This is a genomic window from Alteromonas sp. ABH4_456, from assembly GCF_056160645.1.
Genome location: NZ_JBSWXO010000005.1, coordinates 144,128 through 168,284, shown reverse-complemented (window position 1 = coordinate 168,284; position 24,157 = coordinate 144,128). Strand labels below are relative to the sequence as shown.

General features: G+C 49.1%; 28 protein-coding genes. 17 read left to right on the top strand and 11 right to left on the bottom strand.

Annotated elements, in window-relative coordinates; genetic code table 11:
* Positions 1-2: 2 nt before the first annotated feature.
* The 3 genes from ACXAG2_RS10055 to ACXAG2_RS10045 are packed head-to-tail and all read left to right on the top strand — an operon-like array spanning position 3 to position 3,567.
* Positions 3-1,040, top strand: a complete 1,038-nt coding sequence (locus ACXAG2_RS10055) for an extracellular solute-binding protein (protein ID WP_474866532.1) — start codon at positions 3-5, stop codon at positions 1,038-1,040.
* Positions 1,037-2,557 (top strand): ABC transporter permease, encoded by a 1,521-nt coding sequence (locus ACXAG2_RS10050; RefSeq protein ID WP_474866529.1) that lies wholly within the window; start codon positions 1,037-1,039, stop codon positions 2,555-2,557. The genes ACXAG2_RS10055 and ACXAG2_RS10050 overlap by 4 nt, the downstream gene beginning before the upstream one ends.
* Positions 2,557-3,567, top strand: coding sequence for an ABC transporter ATP-binding protein (locus ACXAG2_RS10045; protein WP_474866526.1), 1,011 nt, complete (start codon positions 2,557-2,559; stop codon positions 3,565-3,567). The genes ACXAG2_RS10050 and ACXAG2_RS10045 overlap by 1 nt, the downstream gene beginning before the upstream one ends.
* Positions 3,568-3,652: 85 nt before the next feature.
* On the opposite strand, the gene ACXAG2_RS10040 is transcribed toward ACXAG2_RS10045, so the two are convergent.
* From ACXAG2_RS10040 to ACXAG2_RS10000, 9 genes are all read right to left on the bottom strand, one after another.
* Entirely contained in the window at positions 3,653-4,681 is a 1,029-nt protein-coding gene (locus ACXAG2_RS10040) for a methionine synthase (protein ID WP_474849185.1), read from the bottom strand.
* Between the two features lie 24 nt (positions 4,682-4,705).
* Entirely contained in the window at positions 4,706-5,692 is a 987-nt protein-coding gene (locus tag ACXAG2_RS10035; RefSeq protein ID WP_474866524.1) for a DUF1852 domain-containing protein, read from the bottom strand.
* A 170-nt stretch (positions 5,693-5,862) separates the two neighbouring features.
* On the bottom strand, positions 5,863-7,476 hold the full coding sequence (locus tag ACXAG2_RS10030; protein ID WP_474866521.1) for a PepSY-associated TM helix domain-containing protein: 1,614 nt from the start codon (positions 7,474-7,476) through the stop codon (positions 5,863-5,865).
* Positions 7,473-7,772, bottom strand: coding sequence for a hypothetical protein (locus tag ACXAG2_RS10025; RefSeq protein WP_474866519.1), 300 nt, complete (start codon positions 7,770-7,772; stop codon positions 7,473-7,475). Before ACXAG2_RS10025 ends, ACXAG2_RS10030 begins: the two co-directional genes overlap by 4 nt.
* 1 nt (position 7,773) lies before the next feature.
* Positions 7,774-8,037, bottom strand: coding sequence for a hypothetical protein (locus ACXAG2_RS10020; RefSeq protein ID WP_474866516.1), 264 nt, complete (start codon positions 8,035-8,037; stop codon positions 7,774-7,776).
* Positions 8,038-8,137: 100 nt separating this feature from the next.
* On the bottom strand, positions 8,138-8,431 hold the full coding sequence (locus ACXAG2_RS10015; RefSeq protein WP_474866514.1) for a hypothetical protein: 294 nt from the start codon (positions 8,429-8,431) through the stop codon (positions 8,138-8,140).
* Positions 8,428-10,047, bottom strand: coding sequence for a PepSY-associated TM helix domain-containing protein (locus tag ACXAG2_RS10010; RefSeq protein ID WP_474866512.1), 1,620 nt, complete (start codon positions 10,045-10,047; stop codon positions 8,428-8,430). Before ACXAG2_RS10010 ends, ACXAG2_RS10015 begins: the two co-directional genes overlap by 4 nt.
* 1 nt (position 10,048) lies before the next feature.
* On the bottom strand, positions 10,049-10,333 hold the full coding sequence (locus tag ACXAG2_RS10005) for a hypothetical protein (RefSeq protein ID WP_474866510.1): 285 nt from the start codon (positions 10,331-10,333) through the stop codon (positions 10,049-10,051).
* A gap of 136 nt (positions 10,334-10,469) precedes the next feature.
* On the bottom strand, positions 10,470-12,539 hold the full coding sequence (locus ACXAG2_RS10000; RefSeq protein WP_474866508.1) for a TonB-dependent siderophore receptor: 2,070 nt from the start codon (positions 12,537-12,539) through the stop codon (positions 10,470-10,472).
* A gap of 193 nt (positions 12,540-12,732) precedes the next feature.
* On the opposite strand from ACXAG2_RS10000, the gene ACXAG2_RS09995 reads away from it, so the two are divergent.
* From ACXAG2_RS09995 to ACXAG2_RS09960, 8 genes are all read left to right on the top strand, one after another.
* Positions 12,733-13,935, top strand: a complete 1,203-nt coding sequence (locus ACXAG2_RS09995; protein WP_474866506.1) for a putative manganese transporter — start codon at positions 12,733-12,735, stop codon at positions 13,933-13,935.
* A gap of 138 nt (positions 13,936-14,073) precedes the next feature.
* Positions 14,074-14,427, top strand: a complete 354-nt coding sequence (locus ACXAG2_RS09990) for a hypothetical protein (protein ID WP_119499646.1) — start codon at positions 14,074-14,076, stop codon at positions 14,425-14,427.
* A complete protein-coding gene (locus ACXAG2_RS09985; RefSeq protein WP_474866504.1) occupies positions 14,420-14,884 on the top strand; it encodes a hypothetical protein in 465 nt (154 codons plus the stop codon). Before ACXAG2_RS09990 ends, ACXAG2_RS09985 begins: the two co-directional genes overlap by 8 nt.
* An 18-nt stretch (positions 14,885-14,902) precedes the next feature.
* A complete protein-coding gene (locus ACXAG2_RS09980) occupies positions 14,903-15,115 on the top strand; it encodes a hypothetical protein (RefSeq protein ID WP_474843909.1) in 213 nt (70 codons plus the stop codon).
* 2 nt (positions 15,116-15,117) lie between these two features.
* Positions 15,118-15,600 carry a superoxide dismutase, Ni gene (gene sodN, locus ACXAG2_RS09975; protein ID WP_474866502.1) on the top strand — a complete coding sequence of 161 codons (483 nt, stop codon included), beginning with the start codon at positions 15,118-15,120 and terminating at the stop codon, positions 15,598-15,600.
* Entirely contained in the window at positions 15,600-15,884 is a 285-nt protein-coding gene (locus tag ACXAG2_RS09970; protein ID WP_119499650.1) for a S26 family signal peptidase, read from the top strand. Before sodN ends, ACXAG2_RS09970 begins: the two co-directional genes overlap by 1 nt.
* Positions 15,885-15,993: 109 nt before the next feature.
* Entirely contained in the window at positions 15,994-16,251 is a 258-nt protein-coding gene (locus ACXAG2_RS09965; protein WP_474866500.1) for a DUF4160 domain-containing protein, read from the top strand.
* A 4-nt stretch (positions 16,252-16,255) separates the two neighbouring features.
* Positions 16,256-16,501: a DUF2442 domain-containing protein gene (locus ACXAG2_RS09960; protein ID WP_474843903.1), complete on the top strand. Its 246-nt coding sequence runs from the start codon at positions 16,256-16,258 to the stop codon at positions 16,499-16,501.
* 43 nt (positions 16,502-16,544) lie between these two features.
* Here ACXAG2_RS09960 and ACXAG2_RS09955 read toward each other — a convergent pair whose 3' ends face one another.
* Both ACXAG2_RS09955 and ACXAG2_RS09950 read right to left on the bottom strand, forming a co-directional pair.
* Positions 16,545-17,927: a class II fumarate hydratase gene (locus ACXAG2_RS09955; protein WP_474866499.1), complete on the bottom strand. Its 1,383-nt coding sequence runs from the start codon at positions 17,925-17,927 to the stop codon at positions 16,545-16,547.
* A 10-nt stretch (positions 17,928-17,937) separates the two neighbouring features.
* Positions 17,938-18,273, bottom strand: coding sequence for a hypothetical protein (locus tag ACXAG2_RS09950; protein WP_349582971.1), 336 nt, complete (start codon positions 18,271-18,273; stop codon positions 17,938-17,940).
* A gap of 141 nt (positions 18,274-18,414) precedes the next feature.
* Here ACXAG2_RS09950 and azu point away from each other — a divergent pair, with 141 nt between their 5' ends.
* From azu to ACXAG2_RS09920, 6 genes are all read left to right on the top strand, one after another.
* On the top strand, positions 18,415-18,858 hold the full coding sequence (azu, locus tag ACXAG2_RS09945; protein WP_474866496.1) for an azurin: 444 nt from the start codon (positions 18,415-18,417) through the stop codon (positions 18,856-18,858).
* Between the two features lie 152 nt (positions 18,859-19,010).
* Positions 19,011-19,910, top strand: a complete 900-nt coding sequence (locus ACXAG2_RS09940; protein WP_474866493.1) for a LysR family transcriptional regulator — start codon at positions 19,011-19,013, stop codon at positions 19,908-19,910.
* Positions 19,911-20,001: 91 nt separating this feature from the next.
* Positions 20,002-21,231: an amidohydrolase family protein gene (locus tag ACXAG2_RS09935; protein ID WP_474866491.1), complete on the top strand. Its 1,230-nt coding sequence runs from the start codon at positions 20,002-20,004 to the stop codon at positions 21,229-21,231.
* A gap of 21 nt (positions 21,232-21,252) precedes the next feature.
* Positions 21,253-22,845: a bifunctional 3-(3-hydroxy-phenyl)propionate/3-hydroxycinnamic acid hydroxylase MhpA gene (mhpA, locus tag ACXAG2_RS09930; RefSeq protein WP_474866489.1), complete on the top strand. Its 1,593-nt coding sequence runs from the start codon at positions 21,253-21,255 to the stop codon at positions 22,843-22,845.
* Entirely contained in the window at positions 22,842-23,273 is a 432-nt protein-coding gene (locus ACXAG2_RS09925; protein WP_474866486.1) for a GlcG/HbpS family heme-binding protein, read from the top strand. Before mhpA ends, ACXAG2_RS09925 begins: the two co-directional genes overlap by 4 nt.
* Positions 23,270-24,157: a VOC family protein gene (locus tag ACXAG2_RS09920; protein WP_474866484.1), complete on the top strand. Its 888-nt coding sequence runs from the start codon at positions 23,270-23,272 to the stop codon at positions 24,155-24,157. Before ACXAG2_RS09925 ends, ACXAG2_RS09920 begins: the two co-directional genes overlap by 4 nt.

Genomic DNA, 24,157 nt, shown 5'->3' with positions numbered 1-24,157 from the left:
CTATGCAACGCAGAGCGTTTGTTCAGGGCTTAGGACTGGCTGGCTTAGCTGGCGGTCTTGGGCTGTTACCCGGCATGTCCTTCGCTAATCCGGCAACCGCGGTATCTGTTGATTCACTGCCAAAATTGAAAGGCGACCTCACGCTTTATCTTGGCAGAGGAGAGGGCGGACTTTACGAAAATGTCCTTGAGGCGATCAAGAAAAAGAACCCGGAACTGAATTTACAAATTCGTCGCGGTGCGACGGCAGAGCTGGCCAATATGCTGGTCGCCGAAGCTAAAGCCGGCGTGAAACGGGCGGATTTGTTCTGGGCAGTAGATACCGGTTCTATAGGTATGATTACTGACCAGGGGCTGGCAAAGCCCCTGCCAGACGACGTGGTCAATCAACTGAAACCGGGTTTTCAGTACCCTATGTGGTCGCCGGTAACCGGGCGCATCCGCACTTTACCTTATAACACTGAGCGGGTACGTGCAGACCAGATCCCTGACAGTGTGATGGCCCTTGCCGACACAGATTTGAAACTGGGTTGGGCACCTGCATATGCCTCTTTTCAGTCTTTTGTTACAGCGATGCGCATTCTCGAAGGTGAGAAAGCAACAGCCAGCTGGCTGAAAGGTGTGAATAGCCGGGCGAAGAAATATGCCGGTGAACTGGGTGTGGTAATGGGGGTTGAGCGCGGTGAAGTAGATTTGGGCTTTGCCAATCACTACTACACGTTAAGGCTTAAGTCCGGCAAGCCGGATGCCACCGTAGATATAGCCTACACAAACGGTGATGCGGGGTGCCTGGTGAATGCCTCCGGCATTATTTCGCTCACTGAAGGTGATTTACCGGTAAACTTTATCCGTTACCTGCTGACCAGAGAAGTGCAATCTTATCTGGCGTCTGAAGCCTATGAAATTCCACTGGTCGGCGGCGTAGCGCCGCCTGATGGTCTCACGCCTCTGAGCAGTATTTCTCCTCCTGATTTGGATCTTCGTAAGTTAGCTGATATAAGACCGACATTAGACTTAATGAGGAATGTTGGCGTTCTGTGAAAAACCTGCCTAAATCGTACCCCTTTGCAATCATCATTGCGGTGATTGCAATTTTACCCGTCGGGGTTTTATTTTCCCTTGCCTCTGATGATGCTGCGTTTTTTGATACCAGAAATATCACTGTATTAATGAATACGCTGGCATTGATGGGGCTCACGGTGGCAGGGGCTGTGATGGTCGGGGTGCCCCTGGCGTTACTCACAGCATATGTCAGTTTGCCTTTAAAGCGGCTGTGGCTAATTTTATTTGCAGCACCGCTGGCTATGCCAAGTTACCTTGGCGCATTTACCCTCTATTTTTCTTTCGGCCGCGGCGGCGAAATCGAGAGCTTTACCGGTTTGACCACGCCATCTTTGGAAGGACTGTGGGGGGCAGGGCTGGTCATGACGTTGTACACCTATCCGTTTGTGATGATGACCACCCGTTCCGCCCTGCTCAGCCTTGATGCCAGTCAGATAAATGCTGCCCGTACATTGGGATTATCATTAACTGCCAGTATCTGGCGCATTGTTTTGCCACGGGTCGTAAACAGTATTGCCGCCGGGGCATTGCTGGCGGCGCTGTATGCGCTATCGGACTTCGGGACGCCGGCAATCATGGGGCTGGATACATTTACCCGGGTAATATTCGTGGAATACAACGCCTTCGGTCTCAGTCAGGCAGCCATGCTATCGCTGCAGTTGATGCTGATAGTCGTGCTTATTCTCTTCATCGAATCTCAAATCCGTGGTGCCAAAGAACGACCTGGCAAACACATTCAAATACATGTTCATCCGGCGAAAAGTCTTGGTTTTGTGAGTCTGTTTTCGCCGGTTATTCTGTTATCTCTGGTTCTGCCTCTTGGCATTTTTGTATTGTGGCTGGCCCGGGAGGGAGCAGAAGGCTTTGATATTACCTATGCATGGAATTCCGCCTACGCCTCCATGATGGCCGCGGTTGTCGCAGTCATTCTGGCGATTCCCGTTGCCCATGCCGCTATTGCCGGCCGGGTAGGACGATTTTTTGAGCGAATAACGTATTTTGGATTCGGTGTCCCCGGCATTGTAATGGGGACAGCGCTGGTTTATCTCGGATTACAAATTCCGGTACTGTATCAGACGCTGGGCTTGCTGGTGATTGCCTATGTATTGCGCTTTTTGCCGCTGGCTGTGAGTACAGTTCGCAGTACTACTGAGAATCAGGATGGTGGCCTGGGAAACGCTGCGCGGGTATTGGGGGCTTCGCCCAGAGAAGCGTTTTTCCGTATTACCTTACCTCTGACTGCGCGGGGCATGATTGCCGGCGCCGCATTGGTTTTCCTTGAAGTGATGCGTGAATTACCGGCAACATTGATGCTCGGGCCCACAGGTTTTGAAACGTTAGCAACGTACCTGTGGCGTGTTTATGAAGCTGGCTATTTCGGACGTGCTGCAGTACCGGGTTTATGCCTGGTATTTATTTCCGGGCTTGGGTTAATCCTGATGCTTACCGGCGAGCGAAAAGCAGAATTTTCAGTTAATGAGAGTCAACATTCCTGATGCTAGAAGTTAATGGTTTATCAGTCGATTATGGAACTAATCGGGTAGTGCGAAATTTAGATCTCAAGCTTAATGAAAGCGAGATCTTAATGTTAGTCGGGCCCACCGGTTGTGGAAAAACGACAGTTTTACAAGCACTCGCGGGTTTGATCCCCGTAACTGAAGGGAAAATTGCTCAGGGTGGATGGGTTTCCACACCTGAGAAACAGGTGCCACCGGAAAAACGCAACGTGGGGATGGTGTTTCAGGACTTTGCACTCTTTCCCCACCTCACCGTAGAGCAAAATGTTCAGTTCAGATTGAAAGACAATACGTTGGCTGATCACTGGTTGGAATTACTGGGTCTGAGTGACTTCCGGCACGCTAAGCCTGCACGGTTATCCGGTGGACAAAAGCAGCGGGTAGCATTGGCCAGAACGCTGGCACATGAGCCTGCTTATGTATTACTCGACGAACCGCTTTCCAATCTGGATGCCGCATTAAAAGACAGCTTGCGATGGGATATTCGTGATGCCCTCAAAAAGGCGGGTGTACCGGCAATTTGGGTAACCCACGATCAGGATGAAGCCCTGTCGGTCGGTGACAGGGTAGGGATCTTAAATAAAGGTGTGCTTGAACAACTGGATACACCAGAGCAGTGTTTTGAAAAGCCGGCCAGTAAATTTGTGGCACGTTTTCTTGGTGAAGCCAGTTTTCTCAAAGGGCGTATTTCCGGCAATGAAGTAGAAACCGCCATTGGCAACGCACCGGTGTATTCAGCTGATAATCAGCAAGAATTAGTGGAATTGCTGGTAAGGCCCGACGATGTGATTATTACCGAAAAGCCGGAGCAGCCAAACGCGACGGTGTTACGCAGCCGTTTTGAAGGTGGCAGCAGATTATTGTTTGCTGCGCTGGATTCGGGTGAAACTGTGAGTGCCAGAGTGTCTCACGAATTGAAAGTAATGCCGGAGCAGCGGGTATTACTCACCTTGCAATCCGCCCACCCGTTATCAGCATTTAATTTATAAGTCTCGCCGGCCGGGCAAAAAATATATCGGAAGCACATTACCGGTTAATACGGTTAATGTGCTTCAATCCCCAAGAAAACAGATATTAAGCAGATAGCTCTTTTCTGACAATATCAGCGCCCGCTGCCAGGGCCTCAAGCTTACCCCTCGCAATGTCCCGGGAAAGAGGAGCCATGCCGCAGTTGGTACAAGGATAAAGCTTGTCCGCATCAACGTATTTCAGTGCTTCCCGGATAGTCGCTGCCACTTCTTCAGCCGTTTCAATTTCCGGGGTAGCCACATCAATGGCGCCAACCATAACTTTCTTACCCTTTAGTAACTCAAGGACTTCAAATGGCACACGCCCGTTGTGGCACTCCAGAGAAATAATGTCGATGCTTGATTGCTGAATGGCAGGGAACGTTTTTTCATAATGACGCCACTCTGCACCGAGAGTTTTTTTCCAGTCTGTATTGGCTTTAATGCCGTAGCCATAACAAATGTGAACGGCAGTCTCGCATTTTAAGCCTTCACAGGCTTTTTCCAGCGCTTCGATTCCCCATTCATTAACTTCATCGAGGAACACGTTAAAGGCAGGTTCATCAAACTGAATGATATTCACGCCGGCGGCTTCGAGCTCTTTAGCTTCTTCATTTAACGCTTTTGCGAATTCGAAAGCTAACGTTTTACGATCTTTATAATAATCATCATACAGGGTATCAACCATGGTCATCGGACCGGGAAGTGCCCACTTGATGGGACGATCGGTTTGTGCCCGCAGGAACTTCGCATCGTCAATGAACACAGGTTTCTGGCGGCTTACCGGGCCGACGATCCCGGGCACGCTGGCATCGTAGCGGTTACGAATTCTGACTGTCTTTTTATTTTCAAAGTCAACGCCGCTTAAGTTTTCAATAAAGGTTGTGACAAAGTGCTGACGGGTCTGTTCACCGTCACTGACAATATCGATACCTGATTTTTCCTGTTCTTGCAGCGTCACCCGAAGGGCATCGTTTTTACCTGCAGCGAGGGCTTCTCCCTCAAGTTTCCATGGAGACCAGAGCTGTTCAGGTTGCGCCAGCCACGATGGTTTTGGCAGACTTCCGGCGGTGGAGGTCGGGAATAATTTTGTCATTGTAATACTACCTGTACCTTAAAATCAGATTGCTGACGCAGCAACGCCAGAGGCCCATTGCTGAAGCGTATTTTGATGTTTCTGAATGAAGTTCTCTTCGCACCATTTACCCTGCTCGATGGCAAGTCGGGCGCGTTCTTCCTTGTCGTACACCACTTGAGTAACTGAATAATCGTGATTTCTTAGACTTGGCTTGTACACTTCACCGGCGACAGAGTTCGTGTTGTAAATCTCCGGGCGATAAATCTTCTGGAATGTTTCCATGGTGCTCAGCGTGCTGATGAGCTCCAGTAAGCTGTAGTCGTTCAACAGATCGCCGAAGAAAAAGAACGCATAGGGCGCCGAGCTGTTAACAGGCATAAAATAACGAACTTTCATGCCCATGGTTCTGAAATACTGCTCTGTCAAAGATGTTTCATCAGGTTTATATTCCGTGCCTAACACTGGGTGCTGATTACTGGTACGGTGATAGGTTTTGTTGTCTGAAACACTCAGGCAGATCACCGGCGGTTTACTGAAGTTCTCTTTATAAGCGCCGGAACTGATGAAGTCCTGAAACATTTTTCCGTGTAATTCACCATAGTTTTCCGGTACAGAGAAATGGTCTTTCCCCTCATTGTGTTTACGTAACACCACACTGAAATCGTAGTCGCGCACATAAGACGAGAAATTGTTACCCACAATGCCTTCAATACGTTTATTCGTATAGTGATCGACAACGCTGGTTTTCAACACTTCAATGGTCGGGAAGGTCTCACCATTACCTTCAACATCAACATCGACATGCACGATATCGAGCTCAACGGAATAACGGTCTTTTTTAGGGTTATCCCAGTGTGCCAGACTATTGAAGTTGTTATTGATCATGTTAATTGCTTTGCGCAGATTTTCCTGCCGGGCTTCACCACGGGCCAGGTTTGCAAAGTTCGTGGTAAGACGTGTTTCGTCCGCAGGAGAGTAGTGCTCATCAAAGCGAACGGTCTTAATGGAATAAGTGAAATCGCTACTCATAATAGTCTGGTGCCCCATGATCAAAACAAAAACTAACATTTAATGTGTTGAGCTAATTGTAGGGCGAGTTAACTATGATGAATATTGATATTAATTAATGGTTGTATGAGCCGTTTTCATGGTTTGGGGTCGTGACCCGAATTGCCGCTGTTTTTCAATAGTCATGGCTATCATTCCGGCACCACTTTGCCAGACGCGGAAGGCGAATCAACGGAAGTGTCTTTTATATACCAGATGCTATTTTTCTCTCCCCGTAAAGCCCGCCCACGGGTTTTCAAAGCACCTTTATAAAATACATAAGCGAAGACACAGGCTGTCGCTTCAACCCACAGGTTACTGGGTGTGAGCTGCCACGATACTGCGGGCAATACGAGACTGATAAGCGTAGTGACAGGAATACAGGCACAACATAAACTCAACAAGAGTTGCAAATGAATGGCGCTGCGTGCCGCACCTTTCAGAAAGCTGTAGGCCAACGCCAGCAGGAACACAGTGAAATAAACCCAAAGGTATGACTGATTTACCGGCTGTCCGAATATGTACATCCATTTTGAAGAAAGTAATGTTGCTGCCACGCCCAGCATTGACCCCACGCACACACCAACAGTGAGGTTTGCCATGACCGCGTTAGATGTGGATTGCACTGCCTGCTTCTTTCGTCTCTTTTCCAGCCACAGTAAATTTCCTGTGTAGAACAATGCTGCACCCATCAGGCCTAAAATGAAGTATACCCAGCGGCCAAACGTACCTGCAAAGTTACCAAAATGCAGCGCAAATAAGCTTTTTACCAGCGGCCAGTATCCGCCATTTTCATCACTGCTAAGTGTGGAGTAGGTAACTTGTTGTGTGAAAGGGTGCATCAAGATCACGTCAGAATCTGCAGCACGCTGGAGCACACCTTTCCCTGCAACATCAATGCGTACAGATGCTCTTTCTGTATCCAGATTTGAAAAGCTGAGTTGTTTGACCCGGTACCCTGTTGTGGTTTCATTCACCTTCTGTATGAAACTGGACATCGCCGGTAAGGCAGAAAGCGGGTAGACGTCAGAAGACTGACCGCCGCGCTGAAACATGGGCTCATCGCCATAAATGTAGTCCAGTCCGTCGTAGATGATGTCATGAAAAGCAAACACTACCACAGTCCAGGCAATGATCAGGTGGAAGGGCAGGCTGGTGATGCCGAGCAGATTGTGGGTGTCCAGCCAGAAACGGCTGGCACCTTTTTTCTGGCGAAGCGAGAAGAAGCTTTTCACCAGTGTCGGCAGCAGAAAGATAACCCCTGATACCAGCGCAACAAAGTAGAGTGCAGAGGCAATGCCCATTATCACCACGCCGAGATCTTCATGTCCGACTTTGCCGGGAATGCCTGCGGTTCTGTGCAGTTGATCGATGAGATCTCCCAGCACATTTTGTTCGCTGACGCTGGAGTACACTTCACCATGTTCGTTTAACGAGGCACTGCGAATCACACTGTTCAGAGAGATACCCCTTCCACCACCCTGTTCATACCAGAAAAGCGGAGATTGATTTTCTTCAAGGCTGACAGTAAAACCTTTGATAACATTTTCATGCGCCCCGGCGGCCTGTTGAATCAACGTATCATATTCGTTCAGTTCTACCTGAGGTAAATGCGTATCAGCGGGTATAGCCCATTCTGTAATGGGGGCTTTGAACATGGTCAGTGCACCGGCGAAAAAGGCAATAAAGAGTACAAGGCCCGATGTTATGCCTGTCCAGGTATGTACAGATTGATAGATACGGATAATGTCGCTGCGGATTTTCATACTGCGCTCCTGAGCAAGGCAAAGAGACCCCAGCAAGCCAGGTTTGCTGCTCCGAGCCAAAGAAAGGCACTGCGGCCAGATTTAAACAGAAAACCAAATGCCACGATAATCAACCAGATGAAGGGGACCATCCACATCGTAAACTGGTCCTTATTAACGGCACCGATCCCGCCCGGACCATACCAGGCGAATAGTCCCATAATTGCGAAGGATAAAGTCAGGCCAAGTAAGCAGCAGGCAATATTCTTACTCCACCAGTCGGTACGGATTTTTTGGTCTTGCTTAAGCCTGCTCATATCAGGTTACCTTTCCCGCTTTAATTAACGTCATAACAGGCACAATGACGGACAGCACCGCCAGCAGAAGAGCCCAGGTAAATATGGCTGCGGCAACAGTCATGATTTGTAACCAGATCACCAGGGAAGCGCCGAGGAAAATATAGCCGGCGTACCTGAAAGCGGGACCTCCCTGAGAAGACGCAAACCGCTGGTTTTTATTGGAAAAGTATAGTAAGGCCATTCCCGCCAGTGCAGTAAGAAAGGCTATTAAGGAGAAAAGCATGACTGTCGGTCCCTGAAATCTGAAAATAGATTAAACTAAAGTCGAATGATTAATGATAATGATTTACAGTCCCGCTGTATAGAAGAGAGTAGCACCCTGTTTAGACCACTGAGGTGGGTAACTCAGAAATAATCCAGCCTAAAACTGTTAAGGCGCCTGCATACATCAGAATACCGGCATAGTTACCCATCATCACAAGAGGGATAACAGGAATAATCAGGCTCCAGCTCAACAATGAACGCAGGCGCGAAGATATTTTCAGCGACAACAGCGTGCTGCTTTCATCGTTGTTTCTTGCATGCAATTGCCTGCGCCGGTGGTCGGTATTCGCCAGAAGCATAATAATAACGGCGCTGTATGCGATGAATGGCAAAGTGGTAAAAAGATGATTCATTTTGCGATTCCTTCTTCACTGAAGGCGACATTATCCCGTTGATTTTTTGCTTCCCGGTGCCAGGAAGCATACAGATTATAAAAGCACCATGCGGCACAACAAAGCAGCACCAGGTCGACAAACAGTAAGGCAATCATGTTGTGTATCACTGCGTCAGCCCAGCCGGTGCCGGACGCCACAAAACGAAGTAAGGGTAACGCAAGGCAAAGCAGACCGTTCAGCACATAGAAAAGCTGTTTTAGTTTATCTGTTCTGCGGACTAATAATGAGAATAAGGTAACAATACCTGCGGCGATTATGAAAGATAACGGGGTCCAGGTACTTTCACTGGCACCAAAAGCACCACTTAGAAAAAAGCCGAGAGCACTGCTTAAAGAACAAACCGGCAGGCCCCAAAATCCCCATATGCAAAGGCGACTAAACCAGCGCCACTGATCCGTATTTTCTTTCTCGTTTCTGTGGGCATAAAGCTGCAGGCCGGTAACCGTGACATAACAGGACGCAACACCAAGACTTATCCAGACAATTTTAGAAAACAGACCGGCAAAGGTGCCAAAATGGATAGGGAAAATCAGAGACAGGACGACACTACCGGCGGAAGGTACCGTACCAACCTGCGGCTTATATTCTACAAATTCTCCGTTAGTTACATCATAAACCAGTTGCTCGAAACCAACTCCGCCTTCAGCTGGCATGAAAAACGCCGTCATGCTTGCAGATTCAGTTCCCCAATGAGAAACAGAGAGAAACGTTGGTAATGAGCCTTGTTTTTTGTATGCATCAGCCACCATGGTATTCAGGTTCGCTGACTCTTGCGGCGTTTCACTTTTATTTTGCTGTTCGCCGACCAGTGTATACATCATTGCTTCCTGATCACCTCCGAAGGCAACCATCGCCATGGCAGGCAGGCCAAAGGCGCCGGCAAAACTGAAAAAGCTGCCTGTAAATGCGAGCAAAATGGCAAAAGGAATACTCCATGTACCGGCTACGGTATGGGAGTCACGCTTCAGTGACTGTCCGTCCCGTTGCTTTCGTATTGCAAACATGTCGGCGAACAGATGTTTATGCATCATAAAGCCTGAAACAGCTGCAATCAGCATGGCGAGACCAAGAATCCCAGTCAACAACAGCCCCCAGGGTGGCGGGATATGTAATTCCGTGTGAATAGCCACCAGGAAGCGGCTCAGCGCATTACTGTCATCTGTTGCCGATAAATCACTGCCGAAACCTTCAGTCTCAGACAGAACGTTGCCTTTCGCATCAATACGATACTGAATACCGTATTCATCCATTACGCCTGAAGGATTTTGTTTGTGAGTGTGAAAATAAAAAACCAGTTCCTGCCGGTGATTTTCATAGGCTGAAACTTCTTCACGGAATTCTTCCGGTGTGCTTTTTGCCAGGTCGGAAACGGTTTTATTTATGTCGGAGCTGACCAGTAACCCAAGACTTTCGTTGCTGTTTGCCCATTCACCAATTTCTTCAGATACTACGGCGACTGTGCCGGTAAAAATAACGGCATAAAGCAGCATACCCAGCACAATGCCTGACCATGAGTGTAAGCTTAATAGTGCTTTTGCTTTTGAGCGTACGTTTGCTGTTGGACCACTCATCATATTACCCCGTAAACTGGTAGGTCAGAATGCCGCTGTTAAGTAAAAATAATGCTGCTAATACCCACCAGGCTTTCCGCTGATCTACAGTCAGATAGGTATAGAAAAAAAGCACTGACCAGATAAGCGGGAAAATAACCAGTGGCATGATGATATTGTTTACTTTGCCGGCACCGGCAGGAAACCACACAGCCATGGCCAGCATAAAGCATAGGGAAACAAGCAACGTTGCCGGACCGGATAGCCAGAACCGGCCATTTTTCAGAAAATTCGCTGCAGATGTGGTCATTGAAAAAGATCTTTTTTAGATTTTGCAAAAGAATATCACAAAACCATCGTCGTTTAAATGATAATTATACTCATTCTCTTGTGGGCGGTGCAAAGAATGGTGCAGCGGGCAGAGCCCGCTGACATCCTTGCACAGATCAGAATTGATATGCGACAGATGCCACAATGCCGCGGGGATCACCGGCATGTACACCGCGACCAGCAGGAGCCTGCGAGGCCTCAGCAACGTAACGTTCGTCGAAGGCATTCTGGATGTTTAGCTGAAAGCGCCAGTCCAGATAATTTACCCTGGCGTAAAAGTTCGCCAGCGTATACGGGTCTGTTTCCAGGGTGGTTGTGAAATATCGTGTACCAATATATTGAGCACCGCCGCCCAATGTTAAGTCAGCATTTGCAGTAAGTGGCATGGTGTAATTAAGCCACAACGAGGCTGTAGAGTATGGCGCACCCTGAACCTTGCCGGTTTTTACCAGGTTGCCTTCTTCATCTGCATCGTACTCATCGGTTTCAGACTTACCGATATTGGCAAATACGCTCAACTGTTCAGATACCTGCCAGTTCACATCAAACTCAAAACCGGTCGCTTCCTGTTTACCCGCCGCTCTCATACCGAACGGGTTGGTGCCATCGATTGGGGCTGTGGGATCGGAAACCGCAACATTGAGCTTTTCTATAGAGAATGCCGCCAGAGTGAAGCTGATATTTTGCGAAAAGCTGCCCTTGAGGCCAAGCTCATAGCCTTCTCCTTCTTCCGGTTCAAGGAAATTAAAGAACTTATCCGTGTCAGTGTTGGGAGAAAAGGATTCTGAATAGCTGCCATAAACGGTGAGGTCATCAGTAATATTATACGTTGCTCCATACTGGAAGCTGGTATTGTCCAACTGTTGTTCAGCGCCGTCGAGAATACGGTTGATGTCATCGTATCGCACCCCTGCACTGACAATAAAGTCGTCGGTCACATTCAGATAGTTCTGCGCAAAAAAGCCACTACGTTTAGCGTCTTCAGTACCTCCGTATGCCATTAATGATTCGTAGGGGGGACGCTCTTCTGAGTAATCAGGATTACTCCAGTCAAGTGCCGACATAACTGTTGCATCCCAGGCGCCACCATATTCGTAATCCGTTTCCCGGTAGTCAGCCCCGATCACCAGCCGGTTTCTTAAACCGCCAATCTCAAAATCACCGGAAGTACTTAACTGAAAGGCATTTTCATCGGTTGCGCTTATCTGATTTGCCGGTACACGGTAAACAATATTCGCTTCCGGATCGTAGCTGATTGGCAGCCATAACACGCTGTATTCATAACCGCTGTCCAGTTTCCGGGCCCGGGCGTTAAGCTGCCAGTTTTCGTTTAACTGATGTGATACATCTACACCATAATTGTACAGGTGACGCTCCATGGTATCGTCCGGACCGTTGTTTATTTGTCCGATGGGTCCTGTCAGGTTACCGTCAGCGTCAATAACATTCCCGAAGTCCGCCGGGTTATCGTCTTTTGTAATCTCAGCAAAGGCCGTAATGGTTGTCGCATCGCCAATAAAGAATTTTACGGAAGGTGCAATATATGTGCGGTCGAACGAGTTGTTGTAGTCTCTGTGTGTGTCGTTGGTGGTATACAACCCGACCAGTCTGAATAATGCTTCATCACTGAACTGACCATTCAGGTCAAAGCGTGGACTTGCATAACCATAGTTACCGAAATCCAGCATGACTTCACTTTGAGCTTGTTTTGTCGGGCGCTTTGCTCGCATATTAATAATACCGCCCGGGTTACTTTCTCCGTAAAGAATCGAGTCCGGCCCTTTGAGGATCTCTACTTGTTCCAGTCCGTAGATTTCAGGGTCGCTCACGCCACCCCACTCCGATACCCGGAAACCGTCAATTAACACCGGAGGGTTCTGGAATCCGCGCATTGTAAAAGCTGACTGACGACCATCACTCGAACCCAGAAATCCTGCGTTTGATGTGTAAGCCAGCACCATCTCAAGTGCTTTAGGCTTGACTTCCTGAATGAAATCCTTGTTCAGAATTTGTACGGAGCGGGCAATCTCTTTTAATTCGATACCATTGCGGAGTAATGATGAGGCATCTTCAGTATGAAGCCCTGTCACCTCGATATGTTCTATTTTGTCATTATCATCTGCAGCAGCAAAAGATGAGCCGGCATGCATGAGTGCGCAGGCAATCGCGATTTTACTGAATTTCATAGTGTTCCCTGTTTCGTGCTTTCTGTTTGCGCGAATTCTATACATATTTATTGCAAGCGTATTTACTACCTTAGAGTGATATTGTAAATGATAATTATTTCTATTTGAAATTATTCATCACTGATCCTATGATTCTATTCAGGGGTAATCCATATCAATGGGTTAAATTGCGGGCAGGCTTTTGAGAAGCAAAATGAATGAATCTGTTTCTACAATGCAAACGATGCGTATTGCACTGAAATCACACGGTTGGCTTGTGAACAAGCGTCTGTTTCTGCCTGTTATTCTGCTTTCTTTTTTATGGTGGCCTTTCAGCCGTGAGACGACTCAGCAGGTTCTTGCTGACGCGTTCTTTCAGGTGGGGGCTTTTGTTTACGCATCTCTGGCGTTGTATTACCTGTGTACATTACGGGTGCCCGCAGAGACCATCAGCCGGTTCATTGCCCGCCATCCGTTTTATGAAGTCTTCATTGCCGCTTTTCTGGGAGCTTTACCCGGCTGCGGTGGCGCAATTATTGTTGTTACTCAATACACAAGAGGAGTAGCAAGCTTCGGTTCCGTTGTGGCGGTGCTCACCAGTACAATGGGGGATGCGGCATTTTTACTGTTGGCCCGGCAGCCGGCAGATGGTCTCATAGTGATGGCCGTCGGCATGGTGGTGGGGTCACTTACCGGAATCATTGTTAACCGTTTTCACAACTACCGGCCTAAACTTATTGAAGATGAGTTCAGCAGTCCTCAGGACGACAGTAACACTTGTGCGTCCATGAGAGTAAGTAAAGCACTGACCGGTCTGGCAACACGTTTCTGGCTGGTGATCAGTATCCCTGTTCTGCTTATCGCCATGGCTTTGGCGCTGCAAGTTAGTCCTGCGGACTATTTACCTGTTTCTGAGCAACAACTCACCCTGTCAGGCGCAGTCCTCGCAATTGTGAGTGTTACGCTCTGGGCTACGGGAAGTGTGGGCACGGGATATTCCTCATTAACCAGTGAAGATCCGGGGTCACAGCCACCTGACTGGAAACGAAAGGCTGCACTGGACACGCAGTTCGTGCTGGTATGGGTGATCATGGCGTTCATGCTTTTTGAGATCAGTATGCTGGTCTTCGGTGTAGATTTAGTCGATGTATTTCAGTCTATGGGAGCAAGTGCCGTGGCGCTGGCTATCCTCATCGGCTTCTTACCCGGTTGTGGTCCGCAAATACTCGTTACCACGCTGTACCTCAATGGCGCACTGCCGTTTTCTGCGCAACTGGGTAACGCAATCAGTAACGACGGAGACGCGCTGTTTCCTGCTATTGCGCTTTCTCCCCGCGCAGCGCTATTGGCAACGCTCTATTCTGGCATTCCGGCCTTCCTGGTGGGTTTCGGATATTACTTCCTGGTTGAGCTCTGATCCCAGGCGCTCAGCAGGGGTGCAAAATTTGCCATCAAATAGTAACAATTATCATTTGCATTATTGTCCATTCACATCTAAGGTAGACTTAAGAAAACGGGAAATCACCTAATCTTGTTCACCGTAGAGGATGTCATTATGGATATTACCTTCCTGTGTCCAAAACACACTGAATGGGTGTACAGCCACCCGGAACAGGCTGTGCACTTTCTGGCAAGAGATGAATATCAGGGCTCAATGTTATATGCCGACGGCCAGTACAGAGAGGCCATTGCCTATCTTGGGTGTGCGTTTGATATTGCAGCCATTTTGCTGGAAGTCGACGGGGGAGATAATGACGCTATGCGACTGAAGCTGGAGTCGCTCGGTGACTTGCTTAGCGATGCATATTTCAAGCTCGGATTAGTTCATTATAAGAGCGCCATTGAAATACGGGCTGCCGGATTGCTTTCAACTATGCCTTATTACAATGTGGCGGTGCTGCATGCCTGATGGCGAGGTTATGAATAAGGAATGTCATGCTCATTACGTTATCTGGGAGCGTGTCATTAAAGACGGAAACAGAGACTTTGACGCGGATGTTTTCGAAGGCGCGCGGCTTAAGTATTTACGTGCAGTCGAATTGGCCGTTGCCATGGTCGAAAGCGAACCTTGCATCCGGCCCACCATCGGTGCCTTGTTGGTGAGCTATCACAATCTGGCCGATCTTTACGAGCGGCATGGCTATCCGCTCTTCGCTCTGAATGCGCTGACCAGCGTGTTTCAGCATGTTGAACATCTTCAAAGGGCGAATCCTGCAGAAACCGCGCCCATCTGGGGCAAGCGCATTGCCTCAGAACAACTCTACCTGTTTAAAAAGCGACACGGCGAAGCGGAAGAATTTCAGAGACCTGCTTTCATCGCCATAAAACCTGACGACATCAGTACGCACCAAAGGTCTCTACATTAATTAACAAGGAGCATCCGCATGTTAAGACACCTGTCTTTTAAGCTTCAACTGGCGTTATCGCTGGTTCTGTTCAGCCCTTTTTTATGGGCACACCCCGGCCATGATCACGCCCACTGGACGAGTACAGTTCTTCATGTTCTGTTTTATGCTTCCATTGCCGCAGCGGCCGCAGCATGTGCCTTTGCGATTTACAAAGTCGTCAAGCGCCAGTCGTTAACGCAGGGAGATTAATCATGTTCCACAAGTTACTTGAAAAAGTGGATGTTCTGGTCAATTTTGAGCGCGCCAGTGCCCACTGTGATATTCCCTGCAAAATTTATGATCCCGTCAGTGCACAGTTGGCTGCGCTGAGTGTTATCCGCTTTGCTGATCTGATTGAAGAGTTAAATGGCGAAAATCCGGCTCAGCTTGTTCGCCTTGTACGTGAAAAAGAAATTCATGCGGAAAAGGTAAAGCAGGAAATCAGAGTGATATGGGGCGACTATTTTAAAGCGCCACAAATCGAAAAATACCCTGATGTTCATGAACTGGCACACAAAATTATGATGGCCGGTTCTGCCTGTAAGCAACATACCAGCCGTGACAAAGGTGTGGAGCTGCTTAATCTGGTCAATCAGTTTGCGGAATACTTCTGGGCTTCCAAAGATATTGCAACCTACACAGCAACGTGCCCGTATCCGCCTGCAGAGCAAGTGGTCTATCCTAAACTTGCCTGATGCTGAAACTTCTCGTCGTCGATGGCCGCAGCATGGAGCCGGCACTGAGTGCCGGTACGTTCGTGCTGGTGCGCCATCTTTTCTGGCGACTCCCCCGCATTAACGACATTGTCGCTTTTCGTTGTCAGACCCGTGGCCTGCTTATCAAAAGAGTAATTTCTGTAGAACCTGAACTCGGGCTCTATCTCGGTGGCGACAATATTGCTGAATCAATCACTTCCGAACAAATAGGCTGGGTAAAACCGGCTGATATCATCGGCAAAGTTCTGTGGCGCAGCCGCTGAGTATTGCTGTACGAAAGGATTAAATAAGGACAGGTTTAACAGAAATCCCTTTTATGTATTCTGGTATTTCGTAAATATCGGATTATTCCCCATTCACTTTGATTCTGTTATGCCTGTAATAAGCCGTTTCTATGGCATCATTATCGCCATGTACTTTAACGATCACAATCCTCCCCATTTACATGCTAAATATGCAGGTCAAGAAGCCATTTTTGCGTTTGACGGTACTATAATAAGTGGCAAGTTGCCGGTTCGTGCGGTAAATATAATTAACGAGTGGATTTCCGCTCACCGGATGGAGTTACTTGAAAACTGGCACCGGGCACAGTGTGGTAAGCCGCTCAATAAAATCAAACCGCTGGAGTAACGTTATGCTTCATGTAGTAAGTGCGAAATATCTGGAAGATTTTAAATTGTGGGTATGTTTTAACGACGGAACTGCAGGAGAAGTGGATCTTCGGGGAAAGCTTAGTGGTCCGGTTTTCGATCCCCTAAAGCAAGAAGCCTATTTCGCAAAAGTATTTGTCGATCAGGAATTGGAAACCGTTGCCTGGCCCAACGGAGCAGATTTGGCTCCCGAGTTTCTTAAAGACAACCTTGCTCAGGTTCCATCCTGACCACAGCTTTAATAGACAGCGCCCGTAACGGGCGCTGTGCATTTTATTCTCCGGTATTATCTGTCAGCTTCATCGGATCCATAAGCTTCATCAGTTCCTCGCGGGGAATGTCTGTCATTTCCTCAGCGACATCTACCACCGGACGCTGCTCTTTGTATGCCTTCTTGGCAATTTCTGCGGCGTTGGCGTAACCGATGACCGGATTCAGAGCGGTCACCAGAATCGGATTGCGGTGCAGGGCTTGTTCCAGCGTTTCCTGATTCACCGTGAAACCGGCGATGGCTTTGTCAGCCAGAATGGTGGCGCTGTTTGCGATGAGTGTCAGGCTGTTCAGCAGGTTGGACGCAATCACAGGCAGCATCACATTCAGTTCGAAATTACCTGATTGGCCACCAATGGTGATTGCCGCATCGTTGCCGATGACCTGTGCTGCCGCCATTGCAACAGCTTCCGGAATAACCGGGTTAACTTTGCCAGGCATGATAGACGAGCCCGGTTGCAGAGCAGGCAACGCGATTTCACCCAGTCCGGCCAGCGGGCCCGAGTTCATCCAGCGCAGATCGTTGGCTATTTTCATCATCGTCACGGCGGTGGCCTTCAACTGGCCTGAAAGTAAAACGGCGGTGTCCTGGGAGCCAATCAGCGCGAAGAAGTTGTCGCCGGGTTGAAAGTCAATATCCGTAAGAGCAGACAATTCACGGTTAAATGCAAAAGAAAAATCTGGATGGGCATTCACACCGGTACCTACCGCAGTTCCGCCCAGAGCAAGGGTTTGCAGGGCAGGCTGCAGGTTCTGAATCGCATTAATTTGCGCGTCAATCTGCGCCTTCCAGCCACCCAGGCTCTGATCCATGCGAACCGGCATGGCATCCATCAGGTGAGTTCTGCCGGTTTTACAATAATCCTTCAGGGTTTGCGCTTTTTCACCGATGGTTTCTGACAGATGCGTCAGTGCCGGAAGCAATACGCGGTGTACCTGAATCGCTGCGCTGACGTGGATGGAGGTAGGGATCACATCGTTGCTGCTCTGACCATAGTTAACGTGGTCGTTGGGGTGCACATTAACACTGCCGGCCTTATTCGCCAGAGTGGCAATCACTTCGTTGGCATTCATGTTAGAGCTGGTGCCGGAACCGGTCTGAAACACATCCACCGGGAAATGCTGCATCATCTGCTCATCGCTCAGCAAAGTATCACAGGCTTTAACGATGTTGTGGCTGGTGGATGCGTTTATACAGTCTAATGATAAGTTTGCTTTGGCGGCGGCTTTTTTAATGGTCACCAGCGCTTCAATAAAAGGGCGGGGCATTGGCTGGCCGCTCATAGGAAAGTTATTTACAGCCCGTTGAGTCTGCGCGCCGTAAAGTGCTTTTGCAGGTACCTCAAGTTCACCCATACTGTCTTTTTCGATACGATATTCTGACATGTTGTGTCCTTCACAAAAAATATTGAGCCAGGATGTTCAGTTCCCGCTGGAACTGACGGATTAACTGGTCTTCGTCGTCGCAGGTCACCATACGTTGTGCTGCTAACAACGGCCGGTATATCTGGTTAAGGCAGTGGTGCCGCCAATGCGTTACCACAAAACAGTCGCATACGGTGTCGAGTAACAACCTGGCTGCGTGGATGTACAAACTCACTTTCTCATACGTGGAAAGTAATAAAGAAGATGCATGTTCAATGCGGCGCAAGTACGTATCGACAAGCAGGGGGCTGTCCGGCTCATCGCCTTTGCGGATATGACTTTCCAGTTCCAGTAAACCTTTTTGCATAACAAAACCGTACACATAACCAAACAAATTCATTAAATCATAAATGATAATTGTTTTCATTATCATTTTGTGATGATGCCAGATCTATACAAAAAAGTTAATGTCTGGTAAAACGTAATTGATTAATACAATGGGAAATAAATGATGAAAAAAACGATTGTTGCGATCTCAGTTTTGTTTAGTGGCTTCGCTTTTGGCGAAGAATGTGCGACCACTATCGACAGCACTGACATGATGCAATTCAATAAATCTGAAATGACAGTACCTGCTTCTTGCGACAACTACACAGTAACGCTGAAGCACACGGGTACATTGCCTAAAGAAGTCATGGGTCACAACTGGGTTTTATCTAAAACCGCGGATGCCCAGGCAGTTGCCGGAGACGGCGTTGGTGCTGGTCTGGCAAACAACTACGTTAAAGCAGGTGACGAGCGTGTTATCGCTATGACTGATGTAATCGGTGGTGGCGAAGAAACAGCCGTTACTTTTGATGTTAAGGCTCTGGCAGCAGGCGAAGACTACACGTTCTTCTGCTCGTTCCCCGGCCACATCGGCGTAATGAAAGGCTCACTTAAAGTATCTTAATTGTACTTTATTCGGAGAAGGCCACGGTGGCAGCACCGTGGCCTTTTTTATTGCCGTTGTTTTTTTAAGCATGATCGCCGACACTACATCTATTGTTTTTTATTGCCTGTATATAAAAAAGTATAAATGCAGTTAATGCATAGGAGTGAGTCATGCGTATCGATCCCCGCACATTGCGTCTTTTCCTGGCGGTTTGCCGGGAGGGCACCATCAGTGGTGCTGCCCGGGCAGAGCACCTTTCCCAACCATCCGTTTCCGTAGCGATTAATCAACTGGAACGTGTTCTTGCTACCAAGCTTTTTGAACGTAACCGGCAGGGAATTCTGCTCACCCCGGCAGGGGAAGCGCTGAAAATCAAAGCACAGGCGGTAGACAGCCTGCTGATCTCTGCGCAGGAAGAAATCAAACTGCTGGCGGAAGATATCGGTGGCCCCCTGAATATCGGTGGAACACCCGGCGCTCTGGCGTCAGTGATGGGGAAGGTCATTAACAGTTTCAGCGAGCAATATCCGAAATTTAATCTGCGAATTATTGAGTGTCACGACGCCAAAGCCCAGCGTTTGCTGAAAAGTTACGAACTGGATGTGGCCATTCTGACGTCAGGTATGACGGACTCGCCGGAAGATTTCTGTGAACTGCCGGTGATGACTGATCCGTTTTCGATTATCGTCGGGCAGGCGAATAAAGATCTTCCCGATATGATGAATCTGAAGCAACTGGCTGCGGCGCGCTGGGTATTACCAGACAAGGTTGGCGGGTTTCGCAGACAAATTGACGCCCTGTTTATCAACAGTAATGCAGCACTGCCGGGCAATGCTATTTCCTGTGACTCACTGCTTACCACAAAATCCATCGTGCGCTCATCAGATTACATCACCATATTGCCAAATGAAGTGGTGAAATCTGAGCTGGAAAACGGGACCCTGCGGGCAATAAAAATTGAGGGCATAGCCTTCCAGCGCAAGGTGGGCCTGTTATGGCTGGCGGAACGAAAGTTACCGGCAATTGCACAGGCTTTCATTGACCATACCGTGCAGTGTCTGGATGTATAGTCTTTACCTATATTTAACAAAAAAATAAATATTTGAACAAATATCTGAGAGTGCCAACATAAGCGTATATCCAGAAGAATAGGTGACGCTTATGCGTACAATAATTAATAACGCAAATATCTTCGACGGCAGCGGTAGTGACCTGGTTTCCGGCTCTGTTGCCATTGAAGACAAACGTATTGTTCAAATCAGTGACGCAGCCATTCCTGCACAGGAAGGCGACATTGTTATCGACGCAAAGGGTAAAACGCTTATGCCCGGTATGGTTGAAGCCCATGCTCACCTTACCTGGCCAACGTCGGTGGAAAAATTTGTACCGGGCATGTTCCTTCCCCCTGAGGAACTGGCGCTGACAGCAGCCCGTAATGCCCGTATTCTTCTCGACCACGGGTTTACCAGTGCTTATTCCGCAGGCGCGTTAAGCAAAACCCTGGAAATCTCATTAAATGAACACCTGGTAACCGGTGGACTGCCCGGTCCCCGTTTAATTCCGTCCTCTGTAGAGCGCGAGCCGCCCAACGATTCTGATCTCGATCCCGGTCATGTTGAACTGCATTCCCGTGGTCCGGAAGGTGTTAAAGAGTTCGTCAAAGACTGTGCGGATATTGGTGCGAAAGCCATCAAGTTTCTTATTAGCGGCGAAAGCGCACTGAAACCCGGTGCATCGCTGGAGTTGCTGTATACCGAAGAAGAATTAATGGCAGCCGGTGAGCAGGCAAAAGAAAGCAATGTGTGGCTTACTGGCCATGCTCATGCATGCGATGCGGTGAAATTCGGGATTAAAGCCGGCTTCCGCATTCTGTATCACTGCACCTACGCCGATGACGAAGCTATTGATATGCTGGTGGCGAATAAAGACGAAATGTTCGTTGCACCTACTATCGGTATTATTCAGGCCACGCTGGATGCAAACCCGCCGCCGCATATGGACATGACCCATATGAAGGAAGACGCTGCTATTGTGCTGTCTAAGCTTAAAGCGCTTGTACCGAAGCTGAAAGCGAAAGGTGTAAGAATTCTGCCAGGCGGCGATTACGGATTCCCTTTCAACCCTAACGGCCGCAATGCCCGCGACCTGGAGTTATGGGTTGAGCACTTCGGTTATACCCCTGCCGAAACCCTGCACGCAGCCACACAATTAGGTGGTCAGTTGATGGGGATGGGTGACGAGCTTGGTCTGGTAAAAGAAGGTTACCTGGCTGACTTACTGCTGATTGACGGCGACCCCACCAAAGACGTCACCATTATGCAGAACAAGCAAAATATCGCGATGATTATGCAAGAAGGCCGTTTGTACAAAACGCCAGCCCGCGACAGCTAGCCCGCCATAAGGAAATTTGCAATGTATGATGTAGCAATTATTGGCTGCGGGCCGGTAGGGGTTCTTGCGGCCAATTTTCTGGGAAAACGGGGGCTTGATGTCGTCGTTCTGGAGAAAGAAGCCAACCCGTATCCATTACCCCGCGCCGTTCACCTCGATCATGAGATGGTGCGGTTATTCCAGTCTGTCGGCTTACACGACACCATTTTAAAAGATATGCGCGACACCGACGGTCATCTGCATATCGGCGCTGATCACGGTGTTATCCGGTATATGGGCACAGTGGGCAAGCCCCGTCCTTACGGCTGGTCGAATGATTACTTCTTTTATCAGCCTGAGCTGGAACATCACTTGCGAAATGCGCTGTCCCGTTTCAGCAATGTATCGCTGCGTCTGGGCACGGAATGTGTTTCGATCAGTCAGCAGACTGATACCGCCGGTAAACGCAGTGTAACGCTGGAAACCCGCACCGGCGATAAGGCGGAAACTGTTCAGGCCCGCTGGGTCATTGCCTGCGACGGTGCCCGCAGCGTGGTCAGAAAATCGCTGGGTATAAAGCTGGACGATTTGCAGTTTGAAGAGCCCTGGCTGGTGGTGGATGCCGAAGTGGAAGGGGAGATCCAGTTCCCGCCACTGACCGGTTTACCTGATGATGCCAATATTCAGCAGTTGTCTGTGATGATGTGTGATCCCGAACGTCCGGCGACTGTTGTGCCCGGCAGGGGTAACCACCGCCGCTGGGAATTAATGTTGCTGCCCGGTGAAGATGATCAGGAAATGATGCAGCCGGAAAAAGTCGCAGAGTTACTTGCGCCTTATCTTAACGGCGTTCCGCATAACATTGTGCGGGCTGCGACTTACCGTTTCCACGGCCTCGTGGCGGAACAATGGAAATGCGGCAATGTCTTTTTAGCCGGTGATGCTGCCCATCAGACTCCGCCGTTTTTCGGACAAGGCATGTGCCATGGTTTCCGTGATGTCGCCAATCTTGCGTGGAAACTGGACCTGGTATCTAAAGGCCTGGCAAATGAATCCCTGCTTAAAACCTATCAGCCTGAGCGTGATCCCCATGTGCGGGCTGTTATCTCTGCCGCAGTAGGTGCAGGTCGTTATATCTGCATGCTGGACAGGGAAAATGCCGCGCAGCGTGACATAGACATACGGGAAAAGGTGAAAAAAGGTGAGTTGCCTACGACGGCCGCCGACCTGATCCCGCCAGTTACAGACGGCATTATTGCAGCAGAGACTTCGCAGGCCGGCCGCCGCTTCATTCAGCCCCGTTTGAATATTAACGGCTCGGAACAGTTGTTTGATGATTTAACCCATGGCGACTGGCGACTACTGGTATCGGGACTGGATGTGGCGGGCAAAGCGTTAACTCAGGTTAAAAGTACCCTGCCGGACCTGAACATCGAAGTGGTCGACTTAAGCCAGTGGCGCGACCCGCAACTGACCGCCTGGTTTGAAGAAGCCGGTGTGGGAGCGGTACTGCTGCGCCCTGACTACTACGTTTACGGTACAGCCAGTGAATGCTGTGCCTCTCTTTTACAGCAGCTGAGACACCAGCTTGATGGTGCCTGCACTGCCACTCCACAACAGGAATCCATAGCATGACAATAACATTAGCCCTCGCTGATAAGATCATTGATGGCACCCTGCGTTATGCCAGAGAAAATAACGTGAACCCGCTGGCGGTTGTTGTACTTGATGCCGGTGCGCATCCGGTTGCTTTCAAACGGGAAGATAAAGCCAGTTTATACCGCTTCGATATCGCTATGGCGAAAGCAAAAGGCGCTCTTGGCATGGGATTCAACACCCGTGGCATCGCAGAGAAAGCGAAAAATAATCCGGTATTTTTTGCCAGTGTCACCGCTATCAGCGGGGTTGAGCTGGCGTTATCTCCGGGGGGGAATCTGATTAAAGACAGTCAGGGCAATATCCTTGGTGCTGTGGGGATAAGCGGTGACACCGGTGAAGTCGATGAGCATTGCGCCCTTGCCGGCATAGAGGCCGTTGCCGGAGAACTGGAGAATAAAGCATGAAACTACGCAGTATAGAAATGGTGCTGCCGGAAGCAGATAAAGCCGCAGATTTCCTGGTGAATGTGTGGGGCACCAGACTTGCAGCCGTGCAAAACAACACGCATTACATTCGCGGCTCCGGCACATTTCCCTATCTGGTTGCGCTGGAAGAAGGCGACAGCAAGTATGTACGCAGCGTCACATTCGTGTGTGAAAGCGATGAACTGACTGCCCTGAAAGAACGTGTCGCTCAGTCCGGTTTCCCTTGCCGGCCTGAAGCGTGCACCGACCTGGGCGGTGGTGAGGGCATTGTTGTTGAGCTGCCTGAAGGTGAGTTATTACGTTTTCTGGTGAATGTAGAAGAAGTTGATGCGCTGGACGATGACGATTTACCTGTAAAACTGACGCATGTGGTTTTCAATGCCACAGATGCAGAACGTACGGCTGACATTGTGGAAGAAGTGCTTAACTTCCGCGTGTCAGACCGCACAAAAGGCATGGTATTCGTGCGCTGCAACGATTCCCACCACAGTACGGCTTTTGCCCGCGCAGGATTCAGCTCTCTGAATCACATTGCATTTGAGATGCAGGATATGGACGCGGTGATGCGCGGTGTCGGCCGGTTGCGCGACGATGAACGCACGCCTGCCTGGGGCCCGGGCCGACACGGACCGGGTGACAACGTGTTTGCCTATTACATCGCGCCTTTCGGTGCGGTTGTAGAGTTTTCTACCGCCGTTGAGAAAGTGCCGGAAGATTACAAAGTGGGTGCGCCGGAAGACTGGACGTGGCCGGAAAACCGCATCGATCAATGGGGCATGTCTGACAAAGATTTCGCCGGGCTGAAAGTAGCTGAAGAAACATTCCGCTTTCACCGCACATGGCAACCCGCGCCGCTGAATTAA

Bases quoted from the DNA above. Each gene is read 5' to 3' on its own strand.
- ACXAG2_RS10055 (WP_474866532.1), top strand. From the start codon at position 3: ATGCAACGCAGAGCGTTTGTTCAGGGCTTAGGACTGGCTGGCTTAGCT.
- ACXAG2_RS10045 (WP_474866526.1), top strand. From the start codon at position 2,557: ATGCTAGAAGTTAATGGTTTATCAGTCGATTATGGAACTAATCGGGTA.
- ACXAG2_RS10040 (WP_474849185.1), bottom strand. From the start codon at position 4,681: ATGACAAAATTATTCCCGACCTCCACCGCCGGAAGTCTGCCAAAACCA.
- ACXAG2_RS10035 (WP_474866524.1), bottom strand. From the start codon at position 5,692: ATGAGTAGCGATTTCACTTATTCCATTAAGACCGTTCGCTTTGATGAG.
- ACXAG2_RS10030 (WP_474866521.1), bottom strand. From the start codon at position 7,476: ATGAAAATCCGCAGCGACATTATCCGTATCTATCAATCTGTACATACC.
- ACXAG2_RS10025 (WP_474866519.1), bottom strand. From the start codon at position 7,772: ATGAGCAGGCTTAAGCAAGACCAAAAAATCCGTACCGACTGGTGGAGT.
- ACXAG2_RS10020 (WP_474866516.1), bottom strand. From the start codon at position 8,037: ATGCTTTTCTCCTTAATAGCCTTTCTTACTGCACTGGCGGGAATGGCC.
- ACXAG2_RS10015 (WP_474866514.1), bottom strand. From the start codon at position 8,431: ATGAATCATCTTTTTACCACTTTGCCATTCATCGCATACAGCGCCGTT.
- ACXAG2_RS10010 (WP_474866512.1), bottom strand. From the start codon at position 10,047: ATGATGAGTGGTCCAACAGCAAACGTACGCTCAAAAGCAAAAGCACTA.
- ACXAG2_RS10005 (WP_474866510.1), bottom strand. From the start codon at position 10,333: ATGACCACATCTGCAGCGAATTTTCTGAAAAATGGCCGGTTCTGGCTA.
- ACXAG2_RS10000 (WP_474866508.1), bottom strand. From the start codon at position 12,539: ATGAAATTCAGTAAAATCGCGATTGCCTGCGCACTCATGCATGCCGGC.
- ACXAG2_RS09995 (WP_474866506.1), top strand. From the start codon at position 12,733: ATGAATGAATCTGTTTCTACAATGCAAACGATGCGTATTGCACTGAAA.
- ACXAG2_RS09990 (WP_119499646.1), top strand. From the start codon at position 14,074: ATGGATATTACCTTCCTGTGTCCAAAACACACTGAATGGGTGTACAGC.
- ACXAG2_RS09985 (WP_474866504.1), top strand. From the start codon at position 14,420: ATGCCTGATGGCGAGGTTATGAATAAGGAATGTCATGCTCATTACGTT.
- ACXAG2_RS09980 (WP_474843909.1), top strand. From the start codon at position 14,903: ATGTTAAGACACCTGTCTTTTAAGCTTCAACTGGCGTTATCGCTGGTT.
- sodN (WP_474866502.1), top strand. From the start codon at position 15,118: ATGTTCCACAAGTTACTTGAAAAAGTGGATGTTCTGGTCAATTTTGAG.
- ACXAG2_RS09970 (WP_119499650.1), top strand. From the start codon at position 15,600: ATGCTGAAACTTCTCGTCGTCGATGGCCGCAGCATGGAGCCGGCACTG.
- ACXAG2_RS09965 (WP_474866500.1), top strand. From the start codon at position 15,994: ATGCCTGTAATAAGCCGTTTCTATGGCATCATTATCGCCATGTACTTT.
- ACXAG2_RS09960 (WP_474843903.1), top strand. From the start codon at position 16,256: ATGCTTCATGTAGTAAGTGCGAAATATCTGGAAGATTTTAAATTGTGG.
- ACXAG2_RS09955 (WP_474866499.1), bottom strand. From the start codon at position 17,927: ATGTCAGAATATCGTATCGAAAAAGACAGTATGGGTGAACTTGAGGTA.
- ACXAG2_RS09950 (WP_349582971.1), bottom strand. From the start codon at position 18,273: ATGCAAAAAGGTTTACTGGAACTGGAAAGTCATATCCGCAAAGGCGAT.
- azu (WP_474866496.1), top strand. From the start codon at position 18,415: ATGATGAAAAAAACGATTGTTGCGATCTCAGTTTTGTTTAGTGGCTTC.
- ACXAG2_RS09940 (WP_474866493.1), top strand. From the start codon at position 19,011: ATGCGTATCGATCCCCGCACATTGCGTCTTTTCCTGGCGGTTTGCCGG.
- ACXAG2_RS09935 (WP_474866491.1), top strand. From the start codon at position 20,002: ATGCGTACAATAATTAATAACGCAAATATCTTCGACGGCAGCGGTAGT.
- mhpA (WP_474866489.1), top strand. From the start codon at position 21,253: ATGTATGATGTAGCAATTATTGGCTGCGGGCCGGTAGGGGTTCTTGCG.
- ACXAG2_RS09925 (WP_474866486.1), top strand. From the start codon at position 22,842: ATGACAATAACATTAGCCCTCGCTGATAAGATCATTGATGGCACCCTG.
- ACXAG2_RS09920 (WP_474866484.1), top strand. From the start codon at position 23,270: ATGAAACTACGCAGTATAGAAATGGTGCTGCCGGAAGCAGATAAAGCC.